The organism is Streptomyces mayonensis (assembly GCF_018982965.1).
Classification (GTDB): Bacteria; Actinomycetota; Actinomycetes; order Streptomycetales; family Streptomycetaceae; genus Streptomyces; species Streptomyces mayonensis.
Genome location: NZ_JACBYP010000060.1, coordinates 1 through 16,377, shown reverse-complemented (window position 1 = coordinate 16,377; position 16,377 = coordinate 1). Strand labels below are relative to the sequence as shown.

The following is a 16,377-nucleotide window of genomic DNA, read 5'->3' as shown; positions in this document are numbered from 1 at the left end:
AAGGTTTGCTTGACCGAGCAGGATTCCGCTTCCTAAGGTCGATTTCACTCGATCATGGTGTGATCAGGACCGGGTGCAGGGCCCAGGGAGGCGGTCAGTATCACTACGTCGGGCGCCCACGACCAAGAGCTGTCGGCCGGTCGGACACATCCGCACCTCGTCGAACGTGAGCGGGAGACCGCTGTCCTGCGCGACCTCGTCCGCCGTACCGCGGCGGGACGCACCGGTCTCGTCGTCGTCAAGGGGCCGGCCGGCATAGGCAGGACGGCGCTCCTGCGGGCGCTGGCCGAGGAGGCCGAGCGCCGCGGTCTGCGCGTCGTCGAAACGGCGGGGGCGCGGGAACGGATGCTCCGCTTCGGCTCCCCGAGCGCTCCGCTCGGCACCGCCGCCCTCGACCCCGCGGCCCCCGACGGACGCGCCGTCGCCCGGGGCGGGCGGTCCGGCGACCGGGGCGGGCGGGCACGCGTCCCGGTCGCCTCGCCCGATGCCGCCGCCGCACCGCCGCTCCACGGCCCGCTCCTCGCCTACCTGCAAATGGTGGGCTCCGCCTCGGTGACGCGTCCGACGCTCCTGTCGGTCGACGACGCCGACCGCGCCGACCTGGCGTCGATCCGGGCGCTCGTCCGTCTCATGCGGACCCGGCACGACCTGCCGGTCCTGCTGGCCCTCGGCTGGCGCGACCGCGAGGAGCCGGCCGCGCCCATGGAGTGGGCGACCCGTTCGATGCTCGAGGTGCTCAGGCCCCGGCCGCTCTCCGGGCCGGGTGTCGCCACGGTGGTGCGCCGCCTGGCGGGGACCGCCGTCGAGGCCGGGTTCCAGGCGGGCTGCCTGGCCGCGACCGGCGGTATCCCCTCGCTGGTGACGGCGCTGGTCGCCGGACTGGGCGAGCTGCGCCTGCCGCTCACGGGCGCCGGTCTCGAAGCGGCGGGCGGGGGCGACATCCCGCTGTTCGGTGCACGGGTGCGGCGTCTCCTGCACGGGCAGTCCCCCGTCGCGGTGCGCGCGGCGCAGGCGATGGCCGTGCTGGGCGACGGGACCGCGACCACGACCGGGGCCGGTCTGGCGCGGGTGGAGACGACCGCGTTCACCCGTGCCCTGCGCAGGCTGGAAGCGGTCGGGCTGGCCCGGGCGTCCGCCGCGGACACGTGGTCCCTCGCGCACCCCGCCGTCCGGAACGCGGTCCTGACGGGCACCCCCTCCAGGACCCGGACGGACCTGCACGGGCGCGCCGCCCGGCTGCTGCACGACAGCGGAGCACCGGCCGGCGACATCGCCGGGCATCTGCTGGCGTCACCGGCCGTCGCGCGGGAGCCGTGGGCGCGGGCCCTGCTGCGGGAGGAGGCCCGCACGGCTCTCCTGCGCGGGGCCGCGGAACACGCGGTGAGGCTACTGCGGTCCTGCGTCCCGCCCGGCCGCGAGGACACCTGCGACCCGGTGCTGGTGACGGAACTGGGCATCGCCGAGAGCAGGGTGGACGCGGAGTCCGGTATCGGGCACCTGACGTCCGTGCTGGACCGCCTGCCCGACCCCGACCTGCGTCTGACGGTGCTCAGCACACTCGTCGGCGCACTGACCCGCACCGGCAGGACGGGACGCGCGGCTCAGCTGCTGGCCGCCCAGGACACCGGTTCGCCCTCCGGACGGGCGCGTCTCCAGCTGCTGGAGGCGGACATGCTGCTGGCCGCGACCGACAACCGCGAGGCCTACACGGACCTGCTCGAAGGGGTGTCGCTGCGCCTGGACCTGCCCGGCACGACCGCGGAGGAGCGGGCCCTGCTGGCGGGCCGGGCCTTCATCGCGGTGAGCCGGGGCGAGCGCCTCCCGCAGGCACTGTCCGCGGCGGACAGAGTGCTGCTGAGCGGTACTCCGCTCACCGACTCCCCCGTCTCGCTGGCCGCCGCGGCCGCCGCGCTGGCGTACGCGGACCGTCCCGCCGACGCCGCCCACGTGTACCAGCAGCTGCTGGAGGGTGCCGACGCCGTGCCCGACCACCTGCGGGCGGGTCTGCTCGCCCTGGACGGCGAGGCCGCCCAGCGGCTCGGGCGTATCGACCAGGCGCTCCGCTCCACGGCCCAGGCCCTGGGGTCGACGCCCGGCGCGCGGGTCACCCACCACCAGACGCTGGCGCTGGCGGTCCGGCTGCACGCGCTCCTCGACCGGGGCGACGTCGTGGCGGCCGAGGCCCTGGCCGGTACGGTGCCGCCGGACACGATCGACGACGCCTGGCAGTGGAACGAGTACCTCGCCGCCCGCGGGCGGCTCCGGCTGGCCCAGGACGACCCGGTGGCCGCGGTGGCGGATCTGACGGAGTGCGGCCGCCGGCAGGGGCTGTGGCAGCGGACGAACCCGGCCGCCTCGCCGTGGTGGTACTGGGCCGGCCACGCCCACCTGGCCGCCGGCGACCCGGCCGAGGCCGGCCGTCTGGCCACCCGGGCCGTGGATCTGGCGCACTCCGCCGACTTCCCCGTCGCCCTGGGCACCGCACTGGAACTGCTGGCCTCGGCGGGCGGGGAACGCGGGCGCCCGCAGATCCTCGAGGACGCCGAGAGCGTGCTGGCGCAGAGCGGGGCCGCGCTCTCGCTGGCACGGACCCGGGTGGCCCGCGGCCGTGCGCTGCTGCGGGCCGGGCACGTCGGACCGGCCCGGAAGGTGCTGCGCCGGGGCTGGGACGAGTCGCACGCGCTCGGGGCCCACGCCCTGCACGACGAGGCGCACGGTCTGCTGCTCAGCGCGGGGGCCCGGCCGCGGCGCGCCGCCTCGCGCGGTGCGGGCGAACTCACCCGCAGCGAGAAGCAGGTGGCGCGGCTGGCGGCGGCGGGGCGGACCAACCTGCAGATCGCGGAGGCGCTCTTCGTGACGCGCCGCACGGTGGAACTGCATCTCACCTCCGTCTACCGCAAGCTCGGCCTGTCGGGACGGAAGGAGTTGCGCAGCGCCCTGGGGCGGCCGCGGGGCGCCGCGGACGCCGCGGACGCCCGTCGCGAGCCGTGACCCGGGGCCGGCCGACGCCGGCCCCGACGACGGTGCCGCCCACCGGACTTCTTTTCCCGGCGGGCCGCCACAACCCGCCGAAGTGTGTCTAGTCTTGCAGGAGTTGCACAGCTCTCGCAGAACTCACGCAGCCAGGCCGTTCGCCTGTCGCCTGCCGGACCCGTTCTCGCGCACCGCGGACCGGATCCCTCTTCCCCCCACCGTCGGCGCCGGTCGGCTCCCCGTCGCGCGGAGCGCCGAGCGCCCTCATGACCGGAAGGAAACGGCATGACCGCTTTCGAGGTGGACCAGATCGCCGAACGAGTCCGCCGCTACTACGCGTTGGTGGACGACGGAGACGTCCGGGGAGTCGTCGGGCTCTTCGCCGACCGCGCGGTGTACGAGCGTCCGGGCTACGAACCGATCGTCGGACGGGACGGACTCGACGCCTTCTACCGTGGTGAGCGGGTCATCGACACGGGGAGTCACACGGTCGTCAGCCTGGTGGTCGGCACGGGCGACGCCGCCGTGGAGGGTGAGTTCCACGGGACGCTGAAGGACGGCAGCGAGGTGGACCTGCGGTTCGCCGACTTCTTCCGGCTGAACGAGGACCTGCTCTTCGAGGCCCGCAACACGTACTTCTTCTCGCCGATGGTGTGAGCGCGGGGCGCCGCCGCGCGTAACGGTGGCTGACACCGATGTTCCGGGGGGCTCCGCCCGCGAGGATTCCGTCCGGACGACCGCGCCGTGGTCGCCGCCGGCCGGTCCCATCGGCCGGTCTCCCCTCGGTCGGAAGGGCCACCATGACCAGTACCGGCGATTCGGAATCGGCGGAGCCGTTCGACGTGATCGTCGTAGGAGGCGGCCCCGCCGGGTCGTCGGCCGCGACGTTCGTGGCCATGCAGGGGCACCGTGTCCTGCTGCTGGAGAAGGAGAGCTTCCCCCGGCACCAGATCGGTGAGTCCCTGCTGCCGTCCACGGTGCACGGGATCTGCGCGCTCCTCGGCGTGTCCGAGGAACTGCACGGTGCCGGGTTCGTGAAGAAGCACGGCGGCACGTTCCGCTGGGGCTCCAGCACCGAACCGTGGACCTTCGACTTCGCGCTCTCCGAGAAGTTCGCGGGCCCCACCTCGTACGCCTACCAGGTCGAGCGCATGAAGTTCGACCAGTTGCTGCTCGACAACGCCCGGCGCAAGGGCGTCGTGGTCCGTGAGCGCTGCGCGGTCCGCGACGTCCTGGAGGACGACGGCCGGGTGAACGGGGTGCGCTACACGGACGAGGACGGCACCGGGCGGGAGACGCGCGCGCGGTTCGTCGTCGACGCCTCCGGCAACCAGAGCCGGCTGCAGTCACGCGTCGGCGGCCAGCGCCGCTACTCGGAGTTCTTCCAGAACATCGCGCTCTACGGCTACTTCGAGGGCGGCAAGCGACCGCCCGCGCCGAACAGCGGCAACATCACCTGCGTCGCCTTCGACTCGGGCTGGTTCTGGTACATCCCGCTCTCCGACACCCTCACCTCGGTGGGCGCGGTGGTGCGCAAGGAGTGCGCCGACCGGATCCGGGGCGACCGCGGCCAGGCGCTGGCCGGGATGATCGCCGACTGCCCGCTCGTCTCCGACTACCTGTCGGAGGCGGAACGGGTCACCAGCGGGCCGTACGGCGAGGTCCGGGTGCGCAAGGACTACTCGTACCTGCACGACGGCTTCTGGCGGCCGGGCCTGACGCTGGTGGGCGACGCGGTGGGCTTCATCGACCCGCTGTTCTCCTCCGGCGTGCACATGGCCACGTTCAGCGCACTGCTGGCCGCGCGTTCCGTCAACAGCGTGCTCCGCGGCGACCTGGAGGAAGAGGAGTGCTTCGCGGAGTACGAGGCCCGCTACCGCAAGGAGTACCAGACCTTCCACGACTTCCTCGTCAGCTTCTACGACGTCACCCGCGACGAGCAGCAGTACTTCGACGACGCCCGGCGCGTCACCCGTGACCCCGCGCCCGGCGCCGGGGCGTTCGTCGGGCTGGTCGGCGGCGGTGCCTCGGACGACACGGCGCTGACCTCCGACGACTACCGGGACCAGCGCAAGAAGGACCTGCGGCAGCAGTCCCGCGACGTCCACTGGGAGGGGCACCGCATCCAGATGCAGGCGGCCTTCGGTGAGGCGGACGACGACGTTCCGGCCGTCAAGGACGGGCTGGTCGTCGCGCAGGACGGCATGCACTGGACGAAGAGCGCGGAGTCCGCCGCGGTGTGATCCGGTGCCCCTCTCCGGCTACCGCGTCTCCGGCGCCTCCGCGGCGGCCGAGCGGTAGACGGAGAGGGTTCCGGGAAGCCCGGAGCAGGCGGCGCGCGCCGCTGCGAGCCTCTCCCGGTGCCCGTCGGCGGTGGTGTCGAGGAGCAGCCCGAGCATGGTGCCGCTGTGCGTGCAGACCACTCCGGGGGCGCCGACGCGGTCGGCGATGGCGGTCATGGCGTCGAGGTTGCGCTTGGGCAGCCGGCGCTGGTTGAGGACGGCGCTGCGGGTGCTGACCGCGCCGACGGCGCTCAGGTCGGCGCCGCGCACGGCGCGGGCGAGGTCGTCGACGAGTCGCGCGTACTCGTGCCGCAGTCCGGGCGGCACGGGGTGGGGGCGCCGGTTGTGCGCGACGGTGTCGAGGTGTCCGCCCTCGTCGACGGCGACGACGGTGACGGGCGGCAGCACGCCGAGGCGGGCGCGGAGCCGGACGGCACGGTGTTCGAAGACGACGACGCCGGGGTGCATGACCCCGTCGGTGGGTTCGACGGGGCGCAGCCAGTCCTCGACGGCGGCCGGTGAGGTGTCCAGTCCGAGTACGGTGCCGACGCCGCGGGCCGTCGCGACGAGGTCGGCGGAGGAGCTGGCGAGTCCCTTGCCGACGAGCAGGTCGCTGTCCAGCAGGAGGGTGCCCCCGCCGCCGTCGCCGTGGGCGTCGAGCATGGCCCTCGCCAGCGTGAGCGACTTGGTCTTGTGCGCGGGGTAGACGTGGAGCGGGCCGTGCGGGTCGAAGCGGAACCGGGCGCGGCTGCCGAGGCTGATCGGGAGGGTGGCGAGGAAGGCCGTGCCGTCGGGCAGGACGCCCTGGAGGAGTTCCCCGAAGGTGCCGCAGGCGGCGCCGCTGCCCTCGGCGATGTCCACGGCGACCCGGCGGGCGGCCGCCGGCAGCCCCGTCATGCCTCGTCCCGTGCGGTGACGGGGGTTTCGAGGTGACGTGCCGCGGCCGTCCGGTGTGCGGTCCTGCGCGACCACTCGGCGTCGAGCCGGTCGAGTTCGCGCGACTCGTCGGCGAGGAGCCGCGCGACCTGGTCGGGGTGGGCGGAGCCGGCCGAGCGCTTGGCGCGCAGTCCGGCGTCGATGTCGAAGGACTCGGCGAGCAGTTCGGCGGCCGGTTCGGCCTCGTGACCGGATTCGGCGGCGCAGGCCCGCAGCAGACCGGCGTCGGGGCGGTCGGCGCGCAGGCCCTGCTCGACGGCGCGCTTGACGTAGCGTCCGGCGACGATCTGGGCGGTGCGCCAGGGGATGCCGCAGTCCAGGGTGAGGCGGTTGGCGAGGGTGAAGCCGCCGAGGTGGTCCTCGGCGCAGGCGCCGCGCATCCGGTCGGTGCGGTAGGTGGTGCCGGTGACGACGGCGTGGGTCAGACGCAGCAGAGAGCGCATGGCCCGGGCCTGGGTGTACAGGTGGGCGCCGGTCTCCTTCGACACCTCGACGGTGTTGCTGTACGGGGTGTTGCGCTGTCCGGCGACGAGGTCGGCGGCCCGGCCGACGACATGGGCGCAGCGTCCGCGGATGCGTTCGAGCACGGGGAAGTTGCGCTTCTGCGGCATGGCCGCGGAGATGCCCGCGAGGTCGTCGGGCAGGTCGAGGAAGCCGAAGCCGCTGCCGCCCCAGGTCATGAAGTCGGTGGTGAAGCGGCTGAGGACGGCGGCGTAGCCGGCGAGGTCCGATGCCATCGCGGTGGTCCAGGTGCGGGAGGCGACGCCGACCAGCGCGTGCGGCTGGGCTCGGGCGAAGCCGAGGTGGGCGGCGAGCCGGTCGCGGTCCCAGGGCAGTTCCTGTCCGGCCATGGCGCCGGATCCCAGCGGGCAGGCGTCCGTCTCGTCGTAGGTGTGCAGCATGCGGCGCAGTGCGGCGTTGGTCTCGGCGGCGAGGGCGGCGAGGTGGTAGCCGGGGGTGATGATCTGCGCGGCCTGGCCGTGGGTGTAGCCGGGCATGGGGGTGTCGGTGTGGCGGGCGGCTAGGGCGGTGACGGCCCGGCCGAGGTCCAGGAGGTCCGCCGCGACGGCGGTGAAGCCGGTGCGTGCTGCCATGAGCTGGGCGCACACCTGGGCGTCGTTGCGGCTGCGGTCGACGTGCCAGGCGGCGAAGGGCGGGGTGGGGCCGGACTGCACGTGGTGTTCCAGCGCGAAGGAGATGTCGGACATGTTCCGCTGCGGGTCGGCGCGTATCGCGTCGGCGTCGAGCGAGCCGAGGCGGGCGTCGAGGGATGCGGCGCCCGCGGTGTCGACCAGCCCCATCCTCAGGTACTCGCGCAGGAGGGCCCGCTCGACGGCGACGTAGTGGGGCAGCAGGTGTTCGGCCTCGTGGGCGAACTGCGCGGCGAGCACCTCCTCGTGCCACACGTCGCTCGGTGTGCCGTCGATCCGGCCGGTCACCGCCATGCCGTCCTCCCGTCCGGGGTGCTTTTCAGGGCGGTGGCGAGTCCGGCCACCGTCGGGTCTGCGAAGAAGGTCCGCAGCGTGGGGCCGCTTCCCCGCGCCGGGGCGAGGCGGGCCAGCAGACGCAGGGCCTGGAGCGAGTGGCCGCCCGCGGTGAAGAAGTCCTCGTGGACGTCGACGGTGTCGGTGCCGAGCAGCGTCCGCCAGACGGCCGCCACCCGTTCCTCGGCCGCGTCGCGCGGGGCGGTCCGTGCGCGCGGCGCGGTGGGTGCGGGGCGCGGGGTGCCCCGGGGGGCGGTGCCGGTCGGCAGCGCGGAGAGGCGGGTGCCGGGAGCGTCGAGGAGGGCGGCGAGCAGCCGCAGGTAGTCGGCGAGCAGCAGGTCGGCGGTGGAGCGGTCGAAGAGGGCGGCGTCGTAGACGAGGCGGAGGCCGCTGCCGGCGACGTCGAGGAGGAGGTCCTCCTCGCAGGAGGAGACGGGCGGGCCCAGACCGTCGGCGGGGGTGTGGTTGAAGGCGAGCTGGTAGAGGGGCGGTACGCCGGGCAGGCGTGGCGCCGCGAGGAGTTCGACGAGGCTCTGGAAGGGGATGTCGAACTTCTCCCCGGCGCGGACGGCGGCGGTGGTGCGGCGGACCAGTTCGGTGCCGTCGGGGTCGCCGGAGAGGTCGGCCCGCAGGACGCGCATGTTGACGAAGGTGCCGACCATGGCGCGGGTGGCGGGGTCGTCGCGGCCGGCGACGGGCAGGCCGACGGCGAGGTCGGTGGCGCCGGAGTGGTGGTGGAGCAGGGCGGTCCAGGCGGCGAGGAACAGCATGACGGGGCGGGTCCCGTGGTGCCGGGCGGCTCCGGTCAGGGCGGCGGTGACGCCGACCGGCAGGGCGGCGCGCACCTCGCCCCCGCGGAAGGTGCGGGCGGGTGGGCGCGGCCGGTCCAGCGGGACGGTGTGCACGGGGGGCAGCCCGCGCAGCCGGGTCCGCCAGTGGGCGGCGGCCGCGTCGGCGCCGCCGGTGCGTGCCCGCTCGCGTTCGCGCCGCGCGTACGCGCCGTAGCCGAGGGGCAGCCGGGGCAGGCGGGCCTCGCGTCCTTCCTCGGCGGCGGCGCAGAGTTCGGTGAGTTCGGCGTGGACGTTGAAGCCGGAGGCGGTGTCGTACACCGTGTGGTGGGCCGCGAAGACCACCGACCAGGCCCCCTCCCCCAGGTTCAGGACGGCCGCGCGCCACTGGGGCGCCCGGTGGGGGTCGAACGGGGTGCGGGCCAGCCGGGCGCGCAGGGAGCGCCGCTCCTCGGCCTGTGCGGCGTGGTCGTGCGCGCTCAGGTCGGCCAGTTCGATCTTCGGCTCGGGGCGCGGGTGCACCTCCTGGCGGAGCCGTCCGTCCACGGTCCGCAGGACGGTGCGCAGGGGTTCGTGGCGGTCCATGAGGACATACAGGGCGTGCACGAGGTCGTTCGCGGTCACGGCCGCGTGCAGGGGGAACTCGTCGACGGCGCAGTAGGTGGGCGGGTCGTGGGCCAGCCGGGAGGCCAGCCAGGCGCGTTCCTGGGCGTACGTCGCCGGGGCGGTGGCCGGCCCGGCGGCGTCGGGTGCGGGCCGGCCGTCGCGGACGGCGGGTCCGGGACGCGTCACGAGGGCCCGCCGTCGCTCAGCGGCAGGACGTGGCCGGGCAGCCGTACCGGGTCGCCGAGGACGACGGCGATCTCCCGGGCGCCCTCGTAGGGTTCACGGGCGTGGGCGGTGCGGATGTTGTCGACGAGCAGGACGTCGCCCTGCTGCCAGGGCTCCCCGACGGTGAACCGGTCGTAGACGGCGTTGATCTCCTCGACCGTGCCGGCGGTGACGGGGCCGCCGTCGCCCGCGGCGGTGTCGAAGGGCAGCCCGCCGGGTCCGTAGACGTCGGTGAGGTACTCCCGGATCGCGGGTTCGAGGGTGAGGCCGTTCAGGAAGGCGATCTGGTTGAACCAGCAGGGGGCTCCGGTGCGCGGGTGGGGCACCACCGCGGCGCGGCGCTGGCGGGTGAGCAGACGGCCGTCGGCGAGCCAGGTGGGTTCGACGGCTGCTTCGGCGCAGTACGCGTCGACCGGCGCGCGGTCGGTGCTGCCGAACGCCTCGGGCCAGGAGAGGCCGACGTCGTGGTAGGCACGGCGCAGCAGCCAGCCGTGCTCGGCGAAGCGGGCGGTCAGGCCGGACGGGAGCGCGGCGAGTACCTGCTGGGAGTCGGCGACGGTGGTGCGGCCTCCGCTGTCGGGGGCGGTGAGGCACGCGAAGAGCAGGGTGCCGGGGACGGTGGCGGCGTGGCTCAGCTCGTGGTGCATGCACATCGGGTCCTCGGCGGGCCAGTGGCTGCCGGAGTACACGCCGGGGGCGAGTGCGGTGCGGGGCGCGAAGCCCTCCCGTTCCGTCAGGGGTTCGATGCCGAGCGCGGCCGCGACGCGCGCGACGTCGGCGGGGGTGCGGGCGCCGTGGCGGGCGCGGACTTGCCGTCCAGCAGGGCGGCGACTTCGGCGACCGTGGGGGTGTCGCGGAGTTCGGCGACGGTCACCCTGCGGTCGAGTTCGATGGCCAGGCGGATCGCGGTGAGGGAGGTGCCGCCGAGGTCGGTGAAGCGGCTGTCGCGTCCGATGCGGTCCTCCGGCACGTGCAGCAGGCGGGCCCAGACGGCCGCGACACGGCGTTCGGCGGGGGTGTCCAGCCGCGGGGCGCCGGTGCCGGCGCTCCCCCGGGCGTGCGCGTTGTCGCGGGCGCGGGCGGTGAGGGCCTTCTTGTCGATCTTCCCGTTGCCGGACAGGGGGAGTTCACGGACGCGGTGGAGCCGGTGCGGAACCATGTAGTGGGGCAGGGCGGTGCCCAGGGCGTGTGCGGTGCCCGCTCCGTCGGGGGCGTCCTCGCCCGTGTAGTAGGCGACGAGCTGGGGCGCGTCGTCGGAGCCGGCGACGACGACGGCACCGTCGCGGACGCCGGGGACCTGGAGCAGCCGGTCCTCGATCTCGCCGATCTCGATGCGGAAGCCGCTGATCTTCACCTGGGCGTCGCGCCGGCCCAGGTACTCCAGTTCGCCGGAGGGGAGCCGGCGGCCGAAGTCGCCGGAGCGGTAGAGGCGTTCGGCGGGCCGCAGGGGGTCCTGGCGGTAGACGGCGGTGGTGCGGTCGGGGTCGTTGACGTAGCCGCGGCCGACGCACACACCGGCGATGACGATCTCGCCCGGGGCGCCGTCGGGGACGAGGTGGAGCTGTTCGTCCATGACGTAGACGCGGCAGTTGCGGATGGTGTCGCCGAGCGGCACCGAGCGGTGGTCCGGCACGGTGCGCATGACGCCGTGGTGGGAGTCGTCGCTCACCTCGGTGAGGCCGTAGCAGTTGACGAGGGGCACGCCGGGGAACTGCTCGAACCAGCGGCGCACCAGTTCCTTCTTGAGCGCCTCGCCGGTGACGGCCATGACGCGCAGGTGCGGCAGGGCGGCGCGGCCCCGGGCGGCCTCCGCGAGGACGAGTTCGAGGTAGGTGGGCACGAGTTGGAGGACCTGGACGCGGTGCCGGTTGACGAGGTCCGTGAACCGGGCCACGTCCAGTACGGCCTCCTGCTCGACCAGCAGGACGCGGCCGCCGACGAGGAACGGGGAGACCAGCTGCCACAGGGAGATGTCGAAGCACTGGGGGGCGGTCTGCCCGACGGTGTCGCCCTCCTGGACGCCGAGGTCCTCGATCTTGGCGTAGAGGTGGTTGAGGAAGCCGTCGTGCTCGCACATGGCGCCCTTGGGCTCACCGGTGGACCCCGACGTGAAGTAGACGTACGCCAGTTGGTCCCCGGCCACGGCGACGCCCGGGTCCCGCGTGGGTCCGTCGCCGCGGGCGAGGTCCCCGACGGTCATCCGGCGGATCGTGTCGCGGCCGTGCAGGGCCTCGTCGAGGGACGGCACGTCGGGGTCGGAGAGCACCCAGCGGCACTCGCTGCGGGTGAGGGTCCTGGCGATGCGCGAGGCGGGGAACTCGGGCTCCAGCGGCAGGTAGCAGCCGCCCGCCTTGAAGACGGCGAGCACCGCGGCCGGCCAGAGCGGGTGGCGTCCGGTGACGACGGCCACGACGTCCTCCGGGGCAAGCCCCTCCCGCAGCAGCGCCCCGGCGATCCGGTTGGCGTCGTCGTTGAGTTCGCGGTACGTGCGCGTGGTGGTCCCGTGCACGACGGCCACGGCGTCGGGGTGGCGCCGGACACGTTCCTCGAAGAGTTCGTGGAAGCGGCGGCCCGGCAGCGGCCGCAGCGGTCCGGCGCCGCGTGCGACGACGGCCTCGGTCTCCTCCGGCGTCAGGAGCCCGTGCCGGGTGTGCGGCAGGTCCGGGTCGTCCGTCATCAGCCGCAGCGCGCGCAGCTCGTACCCTCCGAGGCGTTCGGCGGTCGCGTCGGCCGCGGCCGACGCGTTCGCCCAGGCCTCCTGCGCCTCGCTCCGTCCGTCGTCGGTGCCCACGTGGCGCACCAGGTCGCGCCAGGAGGCGTCGGGGGCCGGGGAGGCCCTGCCCAGGAGTACCGAGGCGACCTTCAGCCGTGCGGCGAGCCGTACGGAGGCCGGGTCCGAGGCCAGGGCTGCCGCGCAGGCGTGGGCGCGGGCCGCGACGGCGTCCTCCGGCCCGGCGGGTGCCGGCTGCCGCCCGGCGGCCGGGTCGGGTGCTGTTTCCTGCATCGGGACGCTCCTGCTGTCGGGGGGGTCGGCGTGCGGTCGGGGCGGGGTGTTCAGGCCAGGTAGTCCTCGGCTCCGCCGGTGCGCACCGTGTCGAGGGTGAAGCAGTGGAAGCCGCCGCCGAACAGACGCCGGTGGCGGTGGCGGACGGGGACGACGGTGAACCCGTGCTGCTCCAGCGTGGCCACGAGGGTCTTGCAGGCGTCGTTGACCAGGACGGTGTCCTCGTCGACGGAGAGCACGTTGAGGTCGATGTAGGGGCTGGCGGGGATCGGGTCGTCGTTCTCGTACTGCGGGTAGTCGTCGACGCCGGGCGGCGGCGGGACCACGACGTCCCAGCCGCGCAGGGCCTCGGGCAGGTAGTCCACGACGCCCGGGTCGCGCAGCAGCAGGGTGCCGGGGCGCAGCGGGACCACGACGGAGTCGATGTGGCTCTGGGTCAGCCGGTCCATGCGGTGCACGCGGAACCGTCCGTCGAGGTGGCGCGTCAGCCAGTCGAGCGCGAGGGCGTGGTTGGCGTTGGAGACGTTGACGATCAGGTCGCGGCCCAGCCGCAGGCAGTTGGCCCCGTCGATCATCGGTTCGATGCCCACGTCGTACGGCGACTCCCGCGGCTCGAGGGGGACTTCGATGTTCGGTGCGGCGTGGGCGACGTTGGCGGGGTCGAAGGAGTGGTCGGTCATCAGCGGGCGCGGCATGGTCGTCCAGCGGGCGCCGCCGCGGAAGTACTCCAGGAAGACCGGCTTGAGGAACTGGGTCTCGAAGTAGCGGTCGTGCAGCATGGGCGGGGTCTCGATGATCTCGTCGCCCATGATCAGGGTGTTGTCGCGGAGGTTCAGCGGCGGTGTGACGGCGGCCTCGAAGGCGGGGGTGGCGACCCGGGTCGTCTCCCGGGCGGGCGCCAGGGGCCGGTGCACCGTGACGCCGAGCGCGGTGAGCTGCGCCGCGAGTCCTTCGACGTCCTCGACGAGTTCGCCGAGGAAGCGCTCCTTCTGCGCCAGGCGGTGGGGGGTGTTGCGGTCGCGGCGTTCCTCGCCGTCGCGCCAGGTGGAGATGGAGGGGTAGTAGCCGCGGGCTCCGGAGAGGTTGTCGCTGATGAACATGTCGAACGACATGTCGCGCACCCGGTCGAGGTAGCCGTCCGCCGAGCCGAGGACGACCTCCTTCAGCGGGGTGAAGTCGTCGTAACTGTTCAGGCGCATCGGCGGGGGCCTTTCGTGGGGCGTCGGGGGGTGGCGGCCCGCGTGCGGTGTCCGCTCGTCATCCCGCGGCCTCCTTCCTGAGGAAGGCCGCGAGGCGCCGCACACCGGTCTCGATCCGGTCGGGCTCCAGGTAGCTGCACGACAGCCGGATCTGCCGGTCGCCGCGGTCGGTGAGGGAGAACTGCCGCATCGGCGTCCACAGCACGCCGTACCGGTCCGCCGAGACCTCCAGGAGGGCGAGGTCGGCGGGGACGGGCAGGTCGACGCGGGCGAAGAAGCCGCCGGCCGGGCGGTGCCAGGAGACGCCCGGCGGCGCGTCGTCGGTCAGGTGCCGTTCCAGGGCGCCGGTCAGGTGGGCGAGGTTGGACCGGTAGCGGTCGGCCTTGCGCCGGGCCAGGGCCCGCAGGGAGCGCCCGTGTTCCAGCAGGAGGCCACCGACGACGGCCTGGGACAGGGGCGAGGTGTTGACGGTGACCATCGTCTTGAGGTCGGCGAGCTCCCGGGCGAGGGACCGGGTGCCGCCGGCCCGGCCGACGCGCTGGTCGGCGACGGCGTAGCCGACGCGGGCCCCGGGGAACCCGACCTTGGCGAACGTGCCCAGGTGGACGACGCGCCGCCAGGTGTCGAGGGCCTTGAGGCCGGGCAGGGCGTCGTCCTCGGGGGCGGTGAAGGCGTAGGCGTTGTCCTCTATGAGCAGCAGGTCCTCGCGTTCCGCCAGGTCGAGCAGCGCGTGCCGGGCGTCGAGGGTCATGCGGGCGCCGCCGGGGTTGGAGAAGTCGGGGGCGACGTAGCAGGCGCGGACGCGGCACCCTTCGGACCGGGCCTGCCGGCAGCGGGCGGCGAGGTGCTCCACGTCGAGTCCGGCGGCGTCCTCGCGGACGTCGGTGACGGGGATGTCCAGGAGTCGTGCGGCGCCGACGATGCCCGGGAAGCACGGGTCGGCCACGGCGAGCACGTCGTGGGCGGCGTCCCGGTACAGGGCCCGCAGGGTGAGGAGCATGGCCTCCTGGGCGCCCACGGTGATCACGACGTCCTCGGGTGCGGCGTGGATGCCCTGGTCGGTGCGGAGGGCCTCGGTCACGAGGTCGTTGATGAGCCCCTGGGCGGGGCCGTACTCGTAGAGCACGCGTTCGGCGCGGGACGGGTCGAGGCCGCGGTCGGTGCGCAGGTGGCTGAGGAAGCGGTCGGTCAGGGTCCGCAGGTCGAGGCCCTGGACGAAGTCGGGGTGCGGGGCGCCGGGGGCGAAGGAGATGGCGTCGGGGTGGCGGTCCATCACCTCGTTGAGGAAGCCGATGGCGCCGAGCACCGGGTCCTGGAGGGACCCGTGCAGGTCCGCCGCGCTCAGGTCGGGGGCACCGGTCATGTCCGGCTCCCCCGTGCGGCGCGCCGCCGCTCGCGCTCCTGCCAGCGGCGTTCGACCTTGTCGAGGACGTCCGGGGCGTAGGCGCGGTCCGCCTGGGCGAAGGCGAACTCGGCGAGGTAGGTGCGGAAGTGGTCGAGCGGCTCCTCGGCGAGGGCGAGCATCCGCCGGTTGGCGGCGACGGCGGGGGCGGCGAGGGCCGCCGCGGCGCGCTCGACCGCCTCGTCCATGCGGTCGGCGGGGACGACCTCGTCGTAGACCGCGGCGGCCTCGGGGTCGGTGGCGGCGATCCGGCGTCCGCCGAGCACGACCTGCCGGGCGAGGCGGGCTCCCGTCTGCCGGGTGAGCCGGAGGTTGCCCGCGCCGGGCACGATGCCCTCCTCGGCGGCGGGCAGGCTGACGTAGGCGCCCTCTTCGGCGACGACGTGGTCGATGGTGAGCAGGAGTTGCATGCCGCCGCCGATGGCGAAGGTGTCGACGGCGCCGATCCACGGTTTGGTGACGTACCGTTCGCTGCCGGCGCCGGGGGCCGGGTCGGTCAGCAGGCCGTGGAGCAGCTTGTTGACGTAGCCGAGTTCCCGGGCGAGGAGGAAGCCGACCAGCGGGATCCGGCCGTCGCGCAGGTCGGTGAGGTCGATGCCGGCGCTGAAGACGCGCCGCCCCCGGTGGGCGGGGTGGTCGGTGGTGCCGCCGCGCAGGACGCCGACGCGGACCGTGTCGTCGAGCAGGACGAGGTCGACGGCGGTGTCGAGGTCGGCGACGAGCCGGGCGTTCTCGGCGTTGAGCCGGCCCGGGTTGCGGAACTCGACGTGCGCCGCGGTGCCGCGGCGTTCGACGTGGACGGCGTCCAGTTCGACGCGGCCCTCGGCGCGGAAGCGGTCCAGGAGTTCCAGGGCGCGCGGGGTGGGCCCGAGCATCGTCTCCACGAGGTGCCGGCCGGCGGTGGGCGAGCGCAGCACGGCGCCGCAGAACCGGCCCTGGTCGATCTCGCGGCCTTCCTTCTCGGCCTGGACGAAGCGGAGTTCGGCGGCCATCTGCGCACGGGTGGGCACCAGGCCGGGCACCCGGTCGGCGGCGGCGTCCACGAGGTCGGGCAGGCGCGGGCGCCGGGTCAGGCCGTCGGTGAGCAGCCCGTAGACGGTGTCGGTGTGCCGGGCGAGGAAGTCCCGCCGGACGGCGCGGACCTCCGCGTGCGCGGTCGCGGCGCGGGCCCGCTCGTCCCGGGACCTCCCGGGGACCGGGGGCAGCGCCGCGAGGATCCGCTCGGCTGCCGCGGCCTGTTCGGCGAGATGGCGTGCGTCGTCGTCGAAGCGGCCGGAGAGCGGGACGGGGGCGGCGGGGCCGGCGGAGGCGGTGGGGTCGGCGGAGGCGGCGGAGGCCGCGGAGGCGGCGGGGGCGGCGGGGGCGGCGGGGGCGGCGGGGCGGGCGGGCGGGGGGGGGGGCACCGCCGCGACGCCCGCACCGACGTCCCACCACCGCACGACCGCGACACCGCCACCGCACGCTCACGTCACCACCGC

Annotated in this window: 11 protein-coding genes; 3 read left to right on the top strand and 8 right to left on the bottom strand. The window is 74.7% G+C overall.

The features are described 5' to 3' along the window. Window positions 1-99 precede the first annotated feature (99 nt). The 3 genes from HZS56_RS21975 (at window position 100) to HZS56_RS21965 (ending at window position 5,216) form a co-directional block, all read left to right on the top strand. The gene (locus tag HZS56_RS21975) at window positions 100-2,991 is read left to right on the top strand and encodes an AAA family ATPase (RefSeq protein WP_308408125.1); all 2,892 of its coding nucleotides are present in this window, start codon (window positions 100-102) and stop codon (window positions 2,989-2,991) included. Window positions 2,992-3,258: 267 nt separating this feature from the next. After that, complete coding sequence (locus HZS56_RS21970; protein ID WP_216722476.1) at window positions 3,259-3,630, top strand: nuclear transport factor 2 family protein; 372 nt, start codon at window positions 3,259-3,261, stop codon at window positions 3,628-3,630. Window positions 3,631-3,773: 143 nt separating this feature from the next. After that, on the top strand, window positions 3,774-5,216 hold the full coding sequence (locus HZS56_RS21965) for an FAD-dependent oxidoreductase (RefSeq protein ID WP_216722475.1): 1,443 nt from the start codon (window positions 3,774-3,776) through the stop codon (window positions 5,214-5,216). Between the two features lie 18 nt (window positions 5,217-5,234). Here the strand turns inward: HZS56_RS21965 and HZS56_RS21960 are convergent, their stop codons facing one another. Genes HZS56_RS21960 through dpgC form a run of 8 tightly spaced genes read right to left on the bottom strand, consistent with a single transcriptional unit; the run spans window position 5,235 to window position 16,302 of the window. Beyond that, window positions 5,235-6,152 (bottom strand): GHMP family kinase ATP-binding protein, encoded by a 918-nt coding sequence (locus HZS56_RS21960; protein ID WP_216722474.1) that lies wholly within the window; start codon window positions 6,150-6,152, stop codon window positions 5,235-5,237. After that, a complete protein-coding gene (locus HZS56_RS21955) occupies window positions 6,149-7,636 on the bottom strand; it encodes a lyase family protein (RefSeq protein WP_216722473.1) in 1,488 nt (495 codons plus the stop codon). Before HZS56_RS21955 ends, HZS56_RS21960 begins: the two co-directional genes overlap by 4 nt. Then, on the bottom strand, window positions 7,627-9,255 hold the full coding sequence (locus HZS56_RS38930) for a condensation domain-containing protein (protein WP_216722472.1): 1,629 nt from the start codon (window positions 9,253-9,255) through the stop codon (window positions 7,627-7,629). The genes HZS56_RS21955 and HZS56_RS38930 overlap by 10 nt, the downstream gene beginning before the upstream one ends. After that, window positions 9,252-10,031: a TauD/TfdA family dioxygenase gene (locus HZS56_RS21945; RefSeq protein ID WP_253914653.1), complete on the bottom strand. Its 780-nt coding sequence runs from the start codon at window positions 10,029-10,031 to the stop codon at window positions 9,252-9,254. Before HZS56_RS21945 ends, HZS56_RS38930 begins: the two co-directional genes overlap by 4 nt. Next, window positions 10,028-12,298 carry a non-ribosomal peptide synthetase gene (locus HZS56_RS21940; RefSeq protein ID WP_216722471.1) on the bottom strand — a complete coding sequence of 757 codons (2,271 nt, stop codon included), beginning with the start codon at window positions 12,296-12,298 and terminating at the stop codon, window positions 10,028-10,030. Before HZS56_RS21940 ends, HZS56_RS21945 begins: the two co-directional genes overlap by 4 nt. A gap of 50 nt (window positions 12,299-12,348) precedes the next feature. Continuing rightward, window positions 12,349-13,497 (bottom strand): glycine amidinotransferase, encoded by a 1,149-nt coding sequence (locus HZS56_RS21935; RefSeq protein WP_216722470.1) that lies wholly within the window; start codon window positions 13,495-13,497, stop codon window positions 12,349-12,351. A gap of 58 nt (window positions 13,498-13,555) precedes the next feature. After that, on the bottom strand, window positions 13,556-14,860 hold the full coding sequence (locus HZS56_RS21930) for an aminotransferase-like domain-containing protein (protein ID WP_216722469.1): 1,305 nt from the start codon (window positions 14,858-14,860) through the stop codon (window positions 13,556-13,558). Further along, a complete protein-coding gene (gene dpgC / locus HZS56_RS21925; RefSeq protein WP_216722468.1) occupies window positions 14,857-16,302 on the bottom strand; it encodes a (3,5-dihydroxyphenyl)acetyl-CoA 1,2-dioxygenase DpgC in 1,446 nt (481 codons plus the stop codon). Before dpgC ends, HZS56_RS21930 begins: the two co-directional genes overlap by 4 nt. Between the last annotated feature and the right edge of the window lie 75 nt (window positions 16,303-16,377).